Source organism: Pseudonocardia benzenivorans CB1190 (genome assembly GCF_000196675.2).
Taxonomy (GTDB): domain Bacteria; phylum Actinomycetota; class Actinomycetes; order Mycobacteriales; family Pseudonocardiaceae; genus Pseudonocardia; species Pseudonocardia benzenivorans.
On the sequence record NC_015312.1, the window covers coordinates 6,612,902 to 6,629,798 of the forward strand.

Consider the following 16,897-nt stretch of genomic DNA (forward strand, 5'->3'; position numbering starts at 1 on the left):
GTGCCGACCGGAACCGATACCGACCGCAAGTCCTTCGGATTCACCCCGGGAGCGGGATCCGGTCCGCAGCTGGAGCCGGACGTCTCCGACGAGCCCGCGGTCGAGCACCTCCCGCCCGACACCGTGGTCGACCTGGCCGCGCTCCGTGCGGAGTCGGGGATCGACGAGGTCCTCGGCAAACTCGACCGGGAGCTCGTCGGGCTGGCACCGGTGAAGACGCGCATCGCGGAGATCGCCGCGCTGCTGCTGGTCGACCGCACCCGGGCGAGGTTCGGCATCACCGCCCCGCAGCCGACCCTGCACATGAGCTTCACCGGCAACCCGGGCACCGGCAAGACCACGGTCGCGATGCGGATGGCCGACCTGCTCCACCGGCTCGGCTACCTGCGGCGCGGCCACCTGGTCGCGGTCACCCGTGACGACCTGGTGGGCGAGTACGTCGGCCACACCGCGCCGAAGACCAAAGAGGTCATCAAGCGGGCCATGGGCGGCGTGCTGTTCATCGACGAGGCGTACTACCTCTACAAGGTCGAGAACGAGCGCGACTACGGCGGCGAGTCCATCGAGATCCTGTTGCAGGTCATGGAGAACAACCGCGACGACCTCGTCGTGATCCTGGCCGGCTACAAGGACCGGATGGACACGTTCTTCGCCGCCAACCCGGGCATGCAGTCCCGGGTGGCGCACCACGTCACGTTCCCGGACTACACGGTCCCGGAGCTGGAGCAGATCGGTGTCCTGATGACCGAGGACATCGGCTACACCTTCTCCGCAGAGGCACGTGAGGTGCTCAACCGCTACCTGGAACGACGTGTCGGTCAGCCCTGGTTCGCCAACGCCCGCAGCGTGCGCAACGCCGTGGAGCGGGCCCGTCTGCGGCAGGCCAAGCGCCTGCTGGAGACCGGCGACGCCAAGGTCGACCTCAAGGCCCTCACCACGATCGAGGCGTCCGACCTGCTCGCGAGCCGGGTCTTCGACACCGCCCCCGACGAGGTGCTGACGGCCGAGGAGTTCGGCGTCAGGGGCTGATCCCCCTGCGTCCCGCACGATTGCCATGATGACTCGGTGACGACGAACGCACGCCTGCGTGCCCTGGTCGAGCTGGCCGCGACCGGCTCGGTCCGCGCAGCGGCACAGCGGCTCGTCGTCACCGAGTCGTCGGTGTCCTCGGCGATCTCCGCGCTCGCCGCCGAGATCGGGGTTCCGCTCGTCGACCGCGACGGGCGCGGCGTGCGGCTCACCCCCGCGGGCGAGCGCTACGCCGACTACGCCCGCCGCATCCTCGGACTGCACGCCGAGGCCGTCACCGCAGCCCGGGGCGAGGCGGACCCCGAGCACGGCACCGTCCGCATCGCGGCGGTGACCACCGCGGGCGAGCACATGCTCCCCGCGCTGCTGACGTCGTTCCGCAGCCGCTACCCGCACGTCGCGCTGGGCCTGGAGGTCGGCCCGCGCGGGGTGGTGTGGCCGATGCTCGCCGCGCACGAGGTCGACCTCGTCGTCGCGGGCCGCCCGCCCGACGGGCTCGACGCACGGGTCCGGGCCGTCAGCCCGAACACGCTCGTCGTCGTCGGGCCGCCGGCGCTGCGCGACGACTTCGACCCCGGCCACACCACGTGGTTGCAGCGCGAGAGGGGTTCGGGCATCCGCGCGACCGCGGTGTCGCTGCTCGACACCCTCGACGTCGCTCCCCCGCAGCTGTCCCTCGGGTCGCACGGCGCCGTCGTCGCCGGGGCCGTCGCCGGCCTGGGCGTGACGCTGGTGTCGCGGCAGTCGGTGCGGCGCCATCTGGAGTCGGGCGCGCTCGTCGAGCTGCCGGTGCCCGGCACGCCGATGCAACGCGCGTGGCACGTGGTGAGCCAGCCGACGGCGACCGCCGCGACGAACCTGCTCGTGCGGCATCTGCTGACGCACCGCGACCTGGGCTGGCGGCCGGCCGACCGGCCGGCGGGCGACGACTGACCTGCGGGCGGGACCGGGCGGCCCACCGCTCGTGACGAAATTGTCGATCATTGTTTCGTCACGTTCTCGCTCCGTGAAACCCGCACGTAGATCGTTACGCTCGGCAGCCGGTTCGCCACGGCAACGATCGTTGACAGAGAAATGAACTGCGGAATATCGTGTTCCCCGCTGCAACGGCCGCAGCCGGCGGCCGGAGGCGGCTCGACGAACCGGCCGCACGATCCCGCCCACCGACGGGCTCACATCTTCATGGTCCCGAGCGGGCCGGCAGCGGCCCGACCGCCACGGCACATCCCGCACGATCGCGGCGCGACCCGGGGCGCGCGTGCCGGCGGAGATCTCCACGCGTACCAGCCCGAGAGGAGACGACGATGTCTGCAGGGGTCCACCTGGTCGGAAGTGTCCCGCTGGAGTCCACCGAGGCGGTCTTCCGCGCTGCCACCACCGCACTGGGGGACCTGATCGGTCGCCTTCCCGACGGCGAGACCGGCGACCGCACGGGCTGGGTCGGCTTCCAGCTCCCGCTGTTGCAGAACCACCCCGACTTCGTCATGGCGCCGCGCCCCGGGGCCGAGAGCGCCGACGACGTCGAGAAGGCGATCCGGGCCGAGAGCGAGGACTACGAGGTCCCGGTGTTCCGGCTCAGGGACGGCGCCGATCCCGCGCGCCTGACCTTCGGCGACCTCGGTTACGCCCGGGCCGCGCTGGACTCCTGGAAGGTCTTCAGCGCGATGCAGGACGCCGGGGAGATCGGTGCCGGGGTCCGGTTCCAGGTCTGCCTGCCCACACCCCTCGCGCCGCTGCTGCTGTTCGTCGACGAGCGCGACCACCTCCGCGCCGAGCCCGCCTACCGGGCCGCCATGCTGCGCGAGCTGGACGCGATCTGCGCGGCCGTCCCGCACGAGCGGCTCGCGGTGCAGTGGGACGTCGCGCCCGAGCTCGCCCTGATCGAGCGCGCGTGGCCCTCGGTGTTCGGCGAGGACGTCGAGCGGGAGGTCGTCGACCGGGTGGCCGCCGTCGGTGCCGCGGTTCCGGACGACGTCCAGCTCGGGTTCCACTTCTGCTACGGCGATCTCGGCCACCAGCACTTCGTCGAACCCGCCGACATGCGGATTCTGGTCGATCTGTGCACCGCGGTGCGGCGCGGCGTCCCGCGTCGGATCGACTGGGTGCACATGCCCGTGCCGCGATCCCGCGACGACGACGCGTACTTCGCGCCGTTGCGGGATCTCGAGCTCGACGGCGCCACCGAGCTCTTCCTCGGGCTGGTGCACGCCACGGACGGTCTCGACGGGGCGGCGCGCCGGATCGCCGCCGCGCGCCGCGCGACCACGACCGAGTTCGGCGTCGGCACCGAGTGCGGGTTGGGTCGTCGGGCCCCCGAATCGGTCCCCGCGCTCCTGGACCTGCACCGCGCCGCGGCCGGCCTGGCGGCCGAGGCCCGCGCCGGGCGTCGCTGAGAGCCTCCCGGCCGCGGGCGTGCCGGCCTCACAGCAGCCGGTGCTCGAACGCGAACGCGGCAGCGGCGGTCCGGCTGCCGACGTCCAGCTTGACGAACATGTTGGACAGGTGCCGCGCCACGGTCTTCTCGGCGATGACCAGTTCCGCCGCGATCTCCGCATTGCTCCTGCCCGCCGCCACGAGCCGGAGGACCTCGAGCTCGCGAGGGCTCAGCCCGCCGGGGACCGCGCTGCGGCCCAGCAGTTCCGCGGCCTCCTGCTCGGCCGGTCCCGCGCCGAGCTCGGCGAAGGCGTTCCGCGCGGCCGTGAGCTCGGCCGCGGCCGACTCCTCGTCGCCGAGCAGCGCCAGCGCCCGTCCGATCAGCACCCTGCTCCGCGCCAGGTCGTACGGGGCCACCAGGCGGGCCCAGCCGCCGGCGGCCCGGCGCGCCGCGCCCAGCGCCGTGGCCGGGTCCGCACGCGCCAGCGCGACCGTGCCCACGGCGTGGCAGGCCGCCGCCTGGAGGGCCGAGCATCCGAAGGAGTCCCCGATGGCCGTCAGCTCCTGCGCCAGGGGTTCGGCCTCGTCGGCCGCGCCGCCGTCGACCAGGACGTCGACCGCGGCCGCGAGCAGGCCGGAGCGGTGGACCGGCGAACGCTGCTCGGCCAGCAGCCGACGCATCGTCGCCACCGCAGGCTCGGTCCGGCCGCGCGCGAGCCACAGCAGCGCCCGCCCGGGCTGCGCCTCGTTCCCGAGCCGCACCGCCTCCAGGTAGGCGTCCTCCGCGGCGTCGTAGTCCCCGAGGATGCGCAGCACGTCGCCGCGTTCGCGGTGGGTGAGGCCGACCGCGGGGTGCCCGCCCGCCTCCGCGTACCTGCGCGTCGCCCGCTCGAACTCGTCCAGCGCGTCCTCGTACGCGCCGTGCAGCCGCATCAGCTGCCCCCGGTGCACCGCACACTGCCCGGTGAAGGCGACCAGACCGGGCTGGGCGTCGCACCACGTGGTGAGGGCATGGGTCCACTCGCCTGCCCGGCCGAAATCGGAGATCTCCTGACAGGCCTCGATCACCGAGCAGTAGACGATGCCGGCGTAGATGGGCGACACCTCACCTGCCACCACACCCACCATCGCCTCGTCCAGCAGCCGCAGCCCGTCGGCGACGCGTCCGGAGTAGATCGCCATCCGGCCCTCGCCGTGCAGGCCCAACGCGAGGAGGTCGGGATCGTGGAAGCGCCGCCCGTACTCGACCACCCGGGGCCCGACGACGAACGCCTCGTCGAACCTACCGGCGACGACGTGGCCGAAGAACATCATCTCGAACAGGTACCCGCGCTCGACGACGTCGCCGTCCACGTCGTCGAGCAGGCGTTCGGCGCGGCCGACCCACGCGTTCGCGATCGCGATCTCCCCACCGAGGAACAGCACGGTCGCCAACCAGAGCGCAGAGCGCACCGCGGCCGGCGAATCCGCCCGGTCCAGGTTGGCCTGGAAGGCCCGCTGCAGCGCCTGGATGCAGTCGTTGCGCCGACCGAGCAGGTGGGCGACGGTGGCCAGTGCCGCGAAGTCGTCGGCCGACAACTCCCTGTCACCGGCGTCGGACAGCCCGCCGTACGCCGCCACCCAGTCGCGGCGCTCGAAGGCCTCGCGGGCCCGGATCAGCTCGTCGACCACGCCCATCGCGCATCATCTCCGCCACCGACGATGGTGACGTGAACCACGTCGGATGTCGACTCATCCCGCGGTTCGTGCGGCGACCGGGCTGCGGTTCCGGCTGCGTTCCGCGATCGCCCTGGCGACGTACCCGGCGTCGCGGCCGACGCCCGGCAGGATCATCGAGCTGAACGCGTACTGGAACGACAGGCCGCAGAAGAACAGCCCCGGTGCCGCCTCGACGACCCCGCGGTACTCCGCGGGCCAACCGTCCTCCCCGAACACCGGCAGGTCGATCCAGTCGAACACCTGTCGGAAACCGGTGCACCACACCACGTTCGCCACGTCGAGCACGCGACCGTCGTCGAGCTGCGGCTTCCCGTCCACGACGCCCGTCACGCGGCCCTCGATCCGCTCCACCCCGCGTGCGGCGAGATGGTGGCGCTTGACCCGCAGCATCGGGCCCCCGTGCTTGCGCTCCTCGTGCATCTCCTTGCGTCCCATCGGCGTGCGCCGGGTGAGCACGTGCCGCCACACGAACAGCAGCACCGGGAACGCCAGCCGGATCCGTCGCGAGTTCCACTCCAGCGGGATCTGCCCGCAGTCACGGCCGACCAGGATCGTGGGCCGGTCGGCCGCGACCTCGAGGGCGACGTCGCAACCGGAATGGGACGCCCCGACCACCAGCGTCGGTCCGGCGGCGAGCTGGGCGGGGCGGCGGTACCGGCTCGAGTGCAGCTGCCGGATCGCCGGGTCCAGCTCCCGCGCGAAGGCCGGTACGTCGGGTGTGCGCCCGAACGTCCCGGTGGCCACGACGACGTTGTCGCACGTGATCGTCTCGGCGCCGAGGTGGGCGACGAACCCGCCGCCGTCCCGGGCCTCCAGCCGGTCGACCCTCGTCTTCGTGCGGACCGGGAGATCCGCGTGCAGCGCGTACTGCTCCAGGTAGTCGGCCACGTCGTCCTTGCCGGGACAGGACCAGGGCTCGCCAGGGAACGGCAGGCCGGGCAGCCCGTTGTACTTCACGGGCGTGTAGAGCGTGAGGGTGTCCCACTGCTGCCGCCAGTTGTCACCGACCCGGTCGTTCCCGTCGACGATCAGGAACTCCCGGCCGCGACGACGCAGCTGCCAGCCCGTGGCGAGCCCGGCCTGACCGGCGCCGATGATGAGGGTCTCGATGTGTTGGGTGTTCACGGCACGCCTCCTTCGTCTCGCCGGGGGACGCTAGGAGCGCGCGGGGTGCGTGAGCATCGGGCACGATGCCCAACCGCGGCGGGCGGCCGATGGGTCGATCGACGCATCCCGTCCGGGCCGCCGAGTCGTTCAGCCGTCGCGCGGGGCGCGCTCCAGCAGGAGGCGGACCGCCGCCCTGGCGAGCAGGAGGGTCACGACGAGCAGCGTCACCGAGAAGAAGCCGCCGAGGCCGACCCGGTCTCCGAAGACGAGATCGACCGCCTCCAGCACGAGGAACTTGCTCCCGAACGCCACGGCCCAGACCATGACCCCGGCGACGACCTTGCCGGTGCGTGTCGACGCGGCCCGGAACCGCCCGACGACCCGCTTCTTGGCCACGAGGACGACCTCGAGGACCACCTTCAGCAGTACCGCCGTGAGCAGGGACAGCGTGAAGGTCTCGCTGATCACGCCCGGGAGGTACTCGACGAAGAGGTTCAGGACGACCGTGTAGACGAACAGGTCCACCACCGCCCCGACGACGGCACCGTCCACACGCGACAGGCGCGTGTCGGCCTGCTCGGCCATGGGTCACCACCACCGTCTCGTGGTCGCGTCCCGGCACCCCGGCGGTCGGCGACCCGTGGTCGAGTTGCGGGCCACGTCACGCGCGACCCGGGAAGGACGATATGCCGTCCGCCTCGCCACCGGCGAGATCACGACCTAGGCTCGCGCTCCACGATGACCGGAGCCGTCCGCGGAACCGCCCGCCTGCTGCGGCAGCGGGCCACCGGGCTGCGCGACCGGTGGCCGGCGCTGGACCACCTGCGCCGCACCGGTCGCCGCTACTTCGCGCAGCGGGGCAACCACCTGGCCTCGGCCGTCGCGTTCACCACCGTCGTCGCGGCGGTGCCGCTGCTGATGGTGCTGTTCTCCGCCGCGGGCTTCCTGCTGTGGCTGCGCCCCGAGCTCGTGGCCGACCTGGAGTCGTGGGTCCTCGGCGGGTTCCCGGCCCCGGTGGCCGCGGCCGTCGGACCCGTCGTCGAGAGTGCCGTGACGAGCCGGGCACCCGTCGCGTCGATCGGGACGGTGGCCGCGGTCTGGGCCGGGAAGACCTGGGTCACGGTGCTCCGTGAGGCACTGGCCGCGATGTGGGAGATGCCGCCGCGCCCGCCCGCGTCGGTGCGCCGGGTCCTGCGCGACCTCCTCTCGCTACTGGCCCTGATCATTGCCGTGTCGACGTCCATGGCGCTCATGGTCAGCGCCACCGGCGGGCTCGGCGCGGTCCTCCGCCTCGTCGGGCTCGCCGACCACGCCGCCGCGTACGCCCTGGTCTCCGGGGTCGGCGTCGTGCTGGGGTGGGCGATCGGCTGGGGCGTGCTCGTCTGGCTGCTCGGCAGGCTCCCGGGACACACGCTGCCGTTGCGGACCGTCGCGCCGGTCGCGGCGATCGGGGCACTGCTGATCGAGGCCCTCACCGTCGTGACCACACTGACGATCGGCGCCACCGCGGGCTCGGTCGGCGGTGTCGTGTTCGGCGGCCTGCTCGCCGGGCTGGCCTTCCTGTTCGCCGGTGCCCGCATCGTCCTGTCCCTGGCGGCGTGGCTGGCCACCGCGGAGCCCGCCGTGTCGGGTCCTGGTCCGTAGAGCGCCGCGCGTTCCCGCCGGGCACGGCCGGCGCGCTGACCACCGACGTCGGGACGTCAGGAGGCTCCGCCCGTGTCGAGCGGCCGCTCGGGGTCGGCGGTCCACTCCTCGAGCGAACCGTCGTAGATCCTCAGCCCGGTGTACCCGGCGCCGACGAGGCCCAGTGCGAGCCCCGCCGCGGAGACCCCCATGCCGCAGTAGAGCGTGATCGGTTGCGGGCCCGGCGGACCGAGGACGGGTTCGGCGACGGCCCGGACGAGGTCGGCGTCGGCGAGCCGGCCGGCCTCGTCCCGGACGCGGTGCGCGGGCAGGTTGACGCTGCCCGGGATGTGACCCGGCCGGGGGTACCGGGTGGGCTCGACCCCGGCGAACTGGCCTTCCCCGAGCGCGCACACCAGGGTGCCCGGTCCCCCGTCGACGACCGTCCGCACGTCGTCGATCGTCGCCCAGCCGCGGGCGGTGCCCGGCAGCACGAGCGGGGCGGATGGATCGGCGACGGGTTCCGCGGGCCCGCTCACGACGTCGAACCCGGCCGCCCGCCACGCCGCCAGGCCACCGTCGAGGACGGACGCGGGCACGTCGAAGCCGCGCAGGATCCACCACAGGCGAGCGGCCCAGGACCCGTCGCCGGAGTCGTAGCAGACGACGCGCGCGCCGGGCCGCACGCCGACCGCGGCGAGCGCCGCCCCCATCCGCGGTGCGGCGGCGACCGACAGGTGGAAGCCCGCACCGGGATCGGACAGCGCGTCGACGAGGTCGACGTGGCGCGAGCCCGGGATGTGCGCGGCCTCCCACAGCGCGGCGCCGGAGTCCAGCGGGTAACGCCGCTGCGGGGTCGGCGGACCCAGCTGGGCGGTCGCGTCGAGGACGACGACGTCGCCTGCCGCGACGTCGTCGGCCAGCGCGGCGAGCTCCGACGGGTCGAGGGTCGGCCGGGTGCCCGGTCCGCGGTCCCGGCTCTCAGCCACGGCGGTACTCCGTCGCGGGGTGTCCCGGCATGGTCCGGGCGTGGCCCGGCCCGTAGAGGTGCTCGCGGAACGTCGCCCCCTCGTAGGAGCTCCACACCCGGCCCCGCCGCCGCAGCTCCGGGACCACGAGGTCGACGAAGTCGGGGAACGTCACCGACGAGAGCGTGTCGGAGATGTTGAAGCCGTCGACGTCGGCCTGCTCGACCCACTCCTCGAGCTGGTCGGCGACCGTGGTGGGGGACCCGACGAACAGCGCGCCCATGCTCGACACGCTGAGGAACTCCCCGATCTCCCGCGGCGTCCACTTCCGGGTCGGGTCGGCCTTGGTGAACACCGACAACGAGCCCTGGATCCCGTCGCTCTCGACGTACTCCAGCGGCTCGTCGGGATCCAGCGCCGCCATGTCGACGTGCACCAGCGCGCTGAACCGGGCCAGGTTCGCCTCGGACCGGCTGTGCGCCCGGTACTCGTGGTACTTCTCCCAGGCCAGCTCGTCGGTCTCGGCGGTGACGACCGTCGAGAGCGGGAACACCTTCAGGTCCCCGGGTGGCCGGCCGGCCTCCACGGCCGCGGCGCGCAGCGTGCGCACGGCGTCGCGGACCATGTCCATCCGCGGGAACGAGACGAACACGCCCTCGGCGTGCCGGGCGGCGAACGCGATGCCCGCGGTGGAGCTGCCGGCCTGGTAGAGCGCCGGGGTGCGCTGCGGGGACGGCTCGCAGATGAAGATCCCGGGCACGTCGAAGTACTTCCCGTGGTGCTCGATCCGGCGGACCTTCGCGGGGTCGACGAAGACGCGCCGCTCGCGGTCGTGCACGACGGCGTCGTCGTCCCAGCTGCTCTCCCACAGCTTGTACACGACGTCCATGAACTCGTCGGCGATGCGGTACCGCTCGTCGTGCGGGATCGGCTTCGACATCCCGAAGTTCTCCGCCTCGCTGCGCGACGACGACGTGACGATGTTCCACCCGACGCGCCCGCCGGTCACGAGGTCGAGCGTCGCGAACTTGCGGGCCAGGTCGAACGGCTTCTCGTACGTCGTCGACGCCGTGACCGCGAACCCGAGGTGCTCGGTCGCCGCCGCCATCGCCGAGACGAGCAGCATCGGGTCGATGATCGGGATGCCGAGCGCCTCGCGCAGGGTGACGTCGGTGGAGCCCTGGTAGACGTCGATGACGCCCTGCGCGTCGGCGATGAACAGGGCGTCGAAGCAGCCGCGCTCCAGCGTGCGCGCGATGCCGGTCCAGTAGTCCAGGCGCCCGTAGTCGCGCACCGCGTTGTCGGGGTGGGTCCACAGGCCGAGCGCGGTGTGGCCGATCGTCGCGGACTTGAAGCCGTTGAGCATGATCCGTCGGTTGCTGGTCATGACGAGAGGTGCTCCTCCTCGATGAGCGACGGCCCGGTGCGGGCCGGGGCGGTCGCGGCGAGGAAGACCTCGTGCGCGGCGGCGCCGTCGAAACGTTCGGTGGGTCCGCTCCAGACCGGGGCACCCGCGCGCAGGCCGAGGATCGTCGAGCACGTCGCCCGCACGAGGCCGAGGTTGTGCTCGACGACGACGACCGCGACGCCGTCGGCGCGCAGCCTGGCGAGCGCGTCGGCGAAGGGAGCGACGAGCACGGGCGCCAGGCCCGCGGTCGGCTCGTCCAGCAGCACGACGCGTGGTCCGGCCACCAGCGCCCGCGCGATGGCGAGCATCTGGCGCTGTCCGCCCGAGAGTGCCCCCGCGGGGTCCTTGCGCCGGTCCGCGATCTCGCCGAACAGGTCGCCGACCCGCTCCATCGCCTCCGCGAACGACTGTGCCCGGGAGCCGGCGAGCCAGCCGAGCCGCAGGTTCTCCTCGACGGACAGGTCGACGACGGCGGTGAGCGTCTGGGGGACGAACCCCAGCCCGTGCCGGAACCGGTGCGGGGTCGCGGTGCCGTCGAGCCGTTCCCCGGCCAGCCGGACGCTGCCGGTCGCGGTGAGCAGCCCGGCGACGCCGCGCAGCACCGTCGACTTCCCGGCCCCGTTCGGCCCGACGATCCCGAGCCCGTCGCCCGCGGCGACCGTCAGCTCGACGCGGTCGACCGCAGGCACCGCACCGTAGAAGACCCGCAGGTCGCGGACCTCCAGGACGGCCGTGCGGTCGGCGTGCAGGTCGGGCGGCGCGGACACCGGGGTGGGTGCCGCCACGGGCGGACGCGACGGACGCGCGTCGTCGAGGCCGCCGCCGATCTCCAGCTCGATGTCGCCGATGTAGCGGCGGACGACCTCCGGGTCGGCGAGGGTCTCCTCGACCGGTCCCGCCGCGAGGACCCGTCCCGCGTCGAGGACGACGACGCGGTCGGCCAGCAGCCGGACCTGCGCCAGGTCGTGCTCGACGAGCAGGACCCCGACCCCGTCGTCACGCAGGTTCGCGACGAGCGACGCGACGACCTCGCGGGCGGTCCGTGACAGGCCGGAGAACGGCTCGTCGAGCAGCAGGATCCGCGCACCGGACGCGAGGCTCCTGGCCATCTCGACCAGCCGTTGCTGCCCGAGGCTGAGCTCGCCCGCCCGCATCCCGGCCCTGTCCGCCAGACCGACGCGGGCCAACGCGTCCTCGGCGGCGCGGCGCCGCGCACCCGCCCGGCGGCGGCTCGTCGGCAGGCCGAGCGCCTCCAGCCAGGCCCCGCGTGGCGCGGGCACGCCCAGTTCGACGTTCTCCCGCGCGCTCAGGTCGGGGACGAGACGCGCCGTCTGGAACATCCGCACGATCCCCAGCCGGGCCCGGGCCCGTCCCGGAGCGCCGTCGAGCCGATGAGAACGTCCGTTCTCGACGACGGTGACCGTCCCGGCATCCGGCCGGACGGCGCCGCTGAGCAGGTTGAGCAGGGTGCTCTTGCCCGCCCCGTTCGCCCCGACGACGCCGACGCACTGCCCCTCGGCGACCTCGAGGTCGACACCGTCGACGGCCCGCAACGCACCGAACGCGACGGCGAGGCCCTGCGCGTCGAGCGTGGTCCGGTCAGCCATGACGCCTCCGTCCCACCCGGGCGACGAGACCACGGACGAGCTGGTGGATGCCGCCCGGCAGGAAGAGCGCGACGAGCGTGACGAGCACGCCGTACACCGCGAGCCGGTACTCGTCGAGGAACCGCAGGTACTCGGGAGCGGCGATCACCACGATCGCGCCGACGACGGGGGCCCACCGCCAGCCGCGCCCGCCGATGATCGGGATGACCAGCAGGCTGATCGCCGCCGTCGTCGAGAACTGGTCGGGGAAGGCGCCGCCGGCGAGCTGCGCGACCAGCGCCCCACCGACCGCGGCGGAGACCGCGCTGAGCACGAACGCCGCGACCCGGGTCCGGGACACGTTCACGCCCAGGGCGTCGGCGACCGGCGGGTCGAACCGGCCGACGATCATGGCGAGCCCGAGCGGCGACGTGCGCAGCGCCTCCTGCAGGTACAGGAACACCGCGAGCAGCAGGACGGCCGCGGCGAAGATCGACGACACCCCGGTGAGACCGAAGAGCTTGAGGTAGCCGGCCCCGGTGATGCCGGCGTCACCGTTGGTCACCGACGTCCAGTTCCGCATCACCACGGTGCCCAGCGCGCCGAGCGCCAGGGTGCCGACGGCGAAGTAGTAGGCGCGCAGCCGCAGCAGCGCGAGCCCCGCCAGCACGGCGATGACGACCGCGACGACGACGCCGGCGAGCAGCGCGACGAGCGGTCCACGTGGCACCGCCAGGATCGCCCACGCGTAGCCGCCCGCCGCGAGGAACAGCGAGTTGCCGATGGAGACGACGCCCGCGAAGCCGACCAGGACGTTGAAGCCGACCGCGGCGATCGCGTACGCCGCGACCAGGGTCAGGACCCGCAGGTCGAACGGCCCCGGGCGGACGACCAGCAGCACCACCGCCCCGACGAGCAGCACGATCGCGGGCTGGGTCCACCGCCAGTGCCGCGTCGTGCGCACGCTCGGCGCCGGCCGGGGCGGGGATGCGACGACCGTCATGCGACACGCACCGTTCGGGTCCGGCCGAGCAGCCCACCCGGGCGCAGGATCAGCACCGCGAGCAGCACGACCGGGGCCACGGCCTGCCTGAGCGTGTCGTTGAGGTAGCCGCCCGCGAGCGCCTCGGCCACCCCGATCAGCAGACCACCCACGACCGCGCCTGCCGGGCTCGCGAGACCGCCGATGATCGCGGCGGCGAACCCGTTGACGCCCAACGGCAGCGCGGCCTCCGGCGCGATCGGGACGACGGAGGCGACGAGCACCCCCGCGACCCCGCCGACGAGCGCGGCGATCGTCCAGGCGACGACGAGCATGCGCCCGACGCGCACCCCCGCGTCCCGCGCGGCGGGCACGCTGCTCGCGACCGCGCGCAGCTGCAGGCCGACGTCGGTGTGCCGGTGGAACCAGTGGACCGCGCCGAAGACGAGCGCGGCGCCGGCGAGCAGCAGCGCGTAGTGCGCCGGGACCTGCAGGTCGCCGATCGGGATGAACGCCCCGGCCAGCGGGCTGTCGAGGCGCTGTGGCTGGCGTCCGAACCAGATCCCGCTGAGGGTCGTCATCGTGGTCGCGACCCCCAGCGTCCCGATGATCACGACGTCGACGTCGACCCGGCGGTGGCGCATCGGGAGGGTGAACAGGCCGCCGAGGACGAGCCCGGCGGCCGCCACCACGACGACCGCGGTGGCCAGCGCGGGCAGGTAGCCGAATCCCGCGCCGACCACGTTCACCGCGACCAGTGCGCCGAGCACCATGAAGTCGCCCTGCGCGAAGTTGGCCAACCCGGAGCCGGCGAACAGCGTGACGATCCCGAGCCCGGACAGCGCGTACACGGAACCGACGCCGAGCCCGATGACCACGAAGTACGCCGCCTGGGTCATGTCAGGAACCGTCGGCCAGCCGGACGGTGCCGTTGTCGTACTGCTTCCACACGAGGTTGCCGCCGACGAGTCCGACGTGGTTGGTCGGGCTGTACTCCCAGACACTGCCGATCCGTCCGGACAGCAGGTTCGGGTTGCGGTAGGTCTCGAGGTGGTCGCGCAGCTTCGCCCGGTCCGGGCCGACCGCACGGATTCCGTCGACGATGACCGTCAGGATGTCGTGGGCGGAGAGGGCGTCGCTGGGCACGGTGCCGCCGAACTCACCGGACCACTTCTCGACGATCGCCTTGACCTGTGGCTTCTCGCGGTTCACCGCGTCCTGGAAGAAGATGTTCGTCGCGGCGGGTCCGGCGAGGCGGGCGACCGCGGGGTCGGCCGCGGAGGCCGTCCCGACGATCGGCAGGCCGAGGCCGACCTGCTCGGCGCCCTTGGCGAGGGTCGCGTAGGGCGGCCCGACCGTCCAGGCGATGACGTGGTCGGCGCCGGACTGCTTGGCCTTCAGCAGCACCGCGGACAGGTCGGTGGCGTCGACGGCGAAGGTGTCGGACAGCACCGGGGTGAGCCCGGCGGCGGCGAGCCCCTGCTCCAGGACCGGCTTCGCACCCGCCCCGAAGGCCGTCGTGTCGGTCAGCAGCGCGGGCTTGGTCAGGCCCTGGCTCTTGAGCCGGGCGACGATGCCGTCGATCTGGCCGAGGTCGGTGGGCCCGGTCTGGAAGACCCACGGGTTGTTCTTCTTCGTGATGGCGGAGCTGATCGCGAAGGCGAGCTGCGGGATCTGGGCGCGGGCGACCGCGTCGGACTGCGCGAGGACCACCGGCGAGTTGTAGGTGCCGGCGATGGCGACCGCACCGTTCTGGACGAAGCGGTCGACGAGCGCGACGCCGGTCGTGGGATCGCCCGCGTCGTCCTGGATGTCGAGCGCGATGGGGGTGCCGTTCACCCCGCCCGCGTCGTTGATCTCCTTGGCCGTGAGCTCGAAGCCCTTGCGCATGCTCTCGGCCGGGGCCGCCGAGGGACCGGACAGGGGCAGGTCGATGCCGATCGTGATGGCGTTGCCGGGCGCGGCGGCCGCCGGCGTGGGCTGGGTGGACGCGTCGGTGCCGGTCGAGCACGCGGCCAGGACGGCCGCGGCCGTCAGCACGGCGGCCGCGAGGCCGGTTCGTCGGAGGGGTCGCACGGGTGACGTCCTTCGGAGGGGAGGGTGACCGTCGAGGCCGCTGCCTGCTGCCGGTCGGGGACACACGCGACGGCGGCGCGCACGCTCTGGGGCCGTCCGGTCGAGGTCGAGACCGGGGCGGCCGCGCCGCGGCCACCGGACAGGGGTGATCAGCGGCGGTGCGGGCGCGCCCGGCGACAGGACGCGCCCGGCGCGAAGCCGTGGTGGGCGAGGCGGCACCGGCGGAACGGGCGCGCGGGTCGCCCGACGCTGCGCACCACGGTCACCTCCACGGCCCGGGACTCTAGGAGAGGATGAATCCGGTTGGCAACGCTTTGTCCAATTTCTGTGCTCTGTGTATCCACGCGGATACGTCACGGCGAGCAGCTGCGGCCGGCGCGCGCATCATCTGTCACAATGCCCCGGTGAGCCGGCACGGGGAGGCGGGGACGGATCCGGAGCCGACGGGTCGCGCCGCCGACTCCGACGGTCGGCCGTACCGGTTGCTGCGGCAGGAGATCCTCGACGGCGCCATCCGCCCGGGCGACCTGCTCCTGGAGACGGCGCTGAGCACCCGCTACGAGGTCTCGCGGACCCCGATCCGGGTCGCGCTGGTCCGCCTCGAGCACGACGGGCTCGTGGAGCGGGCGAGCCGCGGCTTCCGGGTCCGTGTCGGCAGTGCCGAGGACGTGCTCGACATCTACGAGGCGCGGATCGCGCTGGAGTCGACCGCGGCGGCGGGCGCCGCGCTGCGTCGCACGGACCTCGAGCTCGCGCGCCTGACGCACCTGCACCAGGAGTCCGTCGGGGCCGACGTCCCGGTGGCCGCCGACCTGCATCGGCAGTGGCACGAGGTGCTGTGGACGGCCAGCCACAACCTGGCCATCGCGTCCACCCTGGTCCGGCTGTGCTCGCAGCTGACGATCTTCGATCCCGCACCGATGCTGCAGCCCGGCAGCCTCGACGCCGCCTGCGACGAGCACCGCCACATCCTGGACGCGATCGCGGACCGCGACCCCGACGCGGCACGCGACGCCGTCGCCGCGCACCTCACCCGGACCCGCGAGACCCGCCTCGCGGTGCTGGCCAAGGGTTGACCGCCACTCCACACGAACGAACGGCACAGTCGCGCAACCGAGTTGCGTGACTGTGCCGTTCATTCGGGAGAAGGGGCCCGAACAGCTCAGACGGCCTGGCGGTTGCCTGTGCCCAGGGCGCGGCGGGCCAGCGCGTCGAGGAGCGAGCCGAGCAGGCCGATCACCAGGATGACGGCCATGACCTTGTCGTAGGCGAGCTGGTCGCGGGAGTTGAGGATCTCGTAGCCCAGCCCCGAGGTGACGCCCAGCATCTCGGCCGGGACCAGCACGACCCAGCCGATGCCGAGCGCGAGCCGCAGACCCGTGAGCACGTGCGGGCGGATCGCCGGCAGCACGACCGACGTCAGCGTCTCGGCCGGCGTCGCGCCCAGCGACCGCGCGGCGAGCAGGAAGCCCTGGTCGATCGACCGGACCCCCGCGGCGGTGTTGAGCACGATCGGCCACACCGCAGCCGCCGCGACGAGGAAGAAGACCGGGCGGTCGCCGATGCCGAACAGGCCGATCGCGACGGGCGCCCACGACAGCGGCGACACCATGCGCAGGAACTGGAACACCGGTCGCGACGCGGTCTCCAGGCTCTGCCACGTCCCGATCGCCAGGCCCGTCACGACCCCGAGGACGACGGCGATCAACAATCCGACCAGCAGCCGCCACAGGCTCGTCCAGATGTCGGGGAACAGCACCCCCTGGGCGGCGAGGGCACCGATCGCGGGAATCGCGTGCTGCGGCGCGAAGTCCTGCAGCATCGACGTCGGTGAGGCGAGGACCGTGGTGATCAGCCACCAGATCGCGACGGCGACGACGACCGCGACGAGTTGCAGCCCCAGTTTCGAGGCCCAGGACCGCCCCGGCTTCGACGAACGTGTGACGGGAGGCGGGGAGAGCGTCTCGGTGCTCATGCCGCCTCCGCGGGAAGAAGTTCGTCGGCGGTGCTCATGTCGCCTCCGCGG

At 73.3% G+C, this 16,897-nt stretch carries 15 protein-coding genes; 5 read left to right on the plus strand and 10 right to left on the minus strand.

Features of this window, described 5'->3' with window-relative positions; all coding sequences use genetic code 11:
* The 3 genes from cbbX (at nt 1) to PSED_RS31370 (ending at nt 3,422) form a co-directional block, all read left to right on the plus strand.
* Complete coding sequence (gene cbbX, locus PSED_RS31360) at nt 1-1,029, plus strand: CbbX protein (protein ID WP_013678239.1); 1,029 nt, start codon at nt 1-3, stop codon at nt 1,027-1,029.
* A gap of 36 nt (nt 1,030-1,065) precedes the next feature.
* Nucleotides 1,066-1,962: a LysR family transcriptional regulator gene (locus tag PSED_RS31365; RefSeq protein ID WP_013678240.1), complete on the plus strand. Its 897-nt coding sequence runs from the start codon at nt 1,066-1,068 to the stop codon at nt 1,960-1,962.
* Between the two features lie 371 nt (nt 1,963-2,333).
* Nucleotides 2,334-3,422 (plus strand): hypothetical protein, encoded by a 1,089-nt coding sequence (locus tag PSED_RS31370; protein WP_013678241.1) that lies wholly within the window; start codon nt 2,334-2,336, stop codon nt 3,420-3,422.
* Between the two features lie 28 nt (nt 3,423-3,450).
* Here the strand turns inward: PSED_RS31370 and PSED_RS31375 are convergent, their stop codons facing one another.
* The 3 genes from PSED_RS31375 to PSED_RS31385 form a co-directional block, all read right to left on the minus strand.
* Nucleotides 3,451-5,079, minus strand: a complete 1,629-nt coding sequence (locus PSED_RS31375) for a helix-turn-helix transcriptional regulator (protein WP_013678242.1) — start codon at nt 5,077-5,079, stop codon at nt 3,451-3,453.
* A gap of 54 nt (nt 5,080-5,133) precedes the next feature.
* Nucleotides 5,134-6,246, minus strand: coding sequence for a flavin-containing monooxygenase (locus PSED_RS31380; protein WP_013678243.1), 1,113 nt, complete (start codon nt 6,244-6,246; stop codon nt 5,134-5,136).
* Nucleotides 6,247-6,375: 129 nt separating this feature from the next.
* Complete coding sequence (locus PSED_RS31385; RefSeq protein WP_013678244.1) at nt 6,376-6,813, minus strand: hypothetical protein; 438 nt, start codon at nt 6,811-6,813, stop codon at nt 6,376-6,378.
* Between the two features lie 153 nt (nt 6,814-6,966).
* Between PSED_RS31385 and PSED_RS31390 the strand changes: the two genes are divergently transcribed.
* On the plus strand, nt 6,967-7,872 hold the full coding sequence (locus tag PSED_RS31390; protein ID WP_013678245.1) for a YhjD/YihY/BrkB family envelope integrity protein: 906 nt from the start codon (nt 6,967-6,969) through the stop codon (nt 7,870-7,872).
* Between the two features lie 56 nt (nt 7,873-7,928).
* Here the strand turns inward: PSED_RS31390 and PSED_RS31395 are convergent, their stop codons facing one another.
* The 6 genes from PSED_RS31395 to PSED_RS31420 are packed head-to-tail and all read right to left on the minus strand — an operon-like array spanning nt 7,929 to nt 14,871.
* Entirely contained in the window at nt 7,929-8,840 is a 912-nt protein-coding gene (locus PSED_RS31395; RefSeq protein WP_013678246.1) for a sulfurtransferase, read from the minus strand.
* A complete protein-coding gene (locus tag PSED_RS31400; protein WP_013678247.1) occupies nt 8,833-10,206 on the minus strand; it encodes an LLM class flavin-dependent oxidoreductase in 1,374 nt (457 codons plus the stop codon). Before PSED_RS31400 ends, PSED_RS31395 begins: the two co-directional genes overlap by 8 nt.
* On the minus strand, nt 10,203-11,834 hold the full coding sequence (locus tag PSED_RS31405; protein ID WP_013678248.1) for an ATP-binding cassette domain-containing protein: 1,632 nt from the start codon (nt 11,832-11,834) through the stop codon (nt 10,203-10,205). The genes PSED_RS31400 and PSED_RS31405 overlap by 4 nt, the downstream gene beginning before the upstream one ends.
* Nucleotides 11,827-12,816: a branched-chain amino acid ABC transporter permease gene (locus PSED_RS31410; protein WP_013678249.1), complete on the minus strand. Its 990-nt coding sequence runs from the start codon at nt 12,814-12,816 to the stop codon at nt 11,827-11,829. Before PSED_RS31410 ends, PSED_RS31405 begins: the two co-directional genes overlap by 8 nt.
* Complete coding sequence (locus tag PSED_RS31415; protein ID WP_013678250.1) at nt 12,813-13,694, minus strand: branched-chain amino acid ABC transporter permease; 882 nt, start codon at nt 13,692-13,694, stop codon at nt 12,813-12,815. The genes PSED_RS31410 and PSED_RS31415 overlap by 4 nt, the downstream gene beginning before the upstream one ends.
* Nucleotide 13,695: 1 nt before the next feature.
* Nucleotides 13,696-14,871 carry an ABC transporter substrate-binding protein gene (locus tag PSED_RS31420; protein WP_013678251.1) on the minus strand — a complete coding sequence of 392 codons (1,176 nt, stop codon included), beginning with the start codon at nt 14,869-14,871 and terminating at the stop codon, nt 13,696-13,698.
* Between the two features lie 404 nt (nt 14,872-15,275).
* On the opposite strand from PSED_RS31420, the gene PSED_RS31425 reads away from it, so the two are divergent.
* Complete coding sequence (locus PSED_RS31425; protein WP_041760171.1) at nt 15,276-15,947, plus strand: GntR family transcriptional regulator; 672 nt, start codon at nt 15,276-15,278, stop codon at nt 15,945-15,947.
* Nucleotides 15,948-16,033: 86 nt separating this feature from the next.
* On the opposite strand, the gene PSED_RS31430 is transcribed toward PSED_RS31425, so the two are convergent.
* Nucleotides 16,034-16,846, minus strand: coding sequence for an ABC transporter permease (locus PSED_RS31430; RefSeq protein ID WP_013678253.1), 813 nt, complete (start codon nt 16,844-16,846; stop codon nt 16,034-16,036).
* Nucleotides 16,847-16,897 lie beyond the last annotated feature (51 nt).

Excerpts from the sequence above, each read along its gene's own strand:
- PSED_RS31390 (WP_013678245.1), top strand. The coding sequence starts at position 6,967 with ATGACCGGAGCCGTCCGCGGAACCGCCCGCCTGCTGCGGCAGCGGGCC.
- PSED_RS31430 (WP_013678253.1), bottom strand. The coding sequence starts at position 16,846 with ATGAGCACCGAGACGCTCTCCCCGCCTCCCGTCACACGTTCGTCGAAG.
- PSED_RS31405 (WP_013678248.1), bottom strand. The coding sequence starts at position 11,834 with ATGGCTGACCGGACCACGCTCGACGCGCAGGGCCTCGCCGTCGCGTTC.
- PSED_RS31385 (WP_013678244.1), bottom strand. The coding sequence starts at position 6,813 with ATGGCCGAGCAGGCCGACACGCGCCTGTCGCGTGTGGACGGTGCCGTC.
- PSED_RS31375 (WP_013678242.1), bottom strand. The coding sequence starts at position 5,079 with ATGGGCGTGGTCGACGAGCTGATCCGGGCCCGCGAGGCCTTCGAGCGC.
- PSED_RS31400 (WP_013678247.1), bottom strand. The coding sequence starts at position 10,206 with ATGACCAGCAACCGACGGATCATGCTCAACGGCTTCAAGTCCGCGACG.
- PSED_RS31370 (WP_013678241.1), top strand. The coding sequence starts at position 2,334 with ATGTCTGCAGGGGTCCACCTGGTCGGAAGTGTCCCGCTGGAGTCCACC.
- PSED_RS31410 (WP_013678249.1), bottom strand. The coding sequence starts at position 12,816 with ATGACGGTCGTCGCATCCCCGCCCCGGCCGGCGCCGAGCGTGCGCACG.
- PSED_RS31415 (WP_013678250.1), bottom strand. The coding sequence starts at position 13,694 with ATGACCCAGGCGGCGTACTTCGTGGTCATCGGGCTCGGCGTCGGTTCC.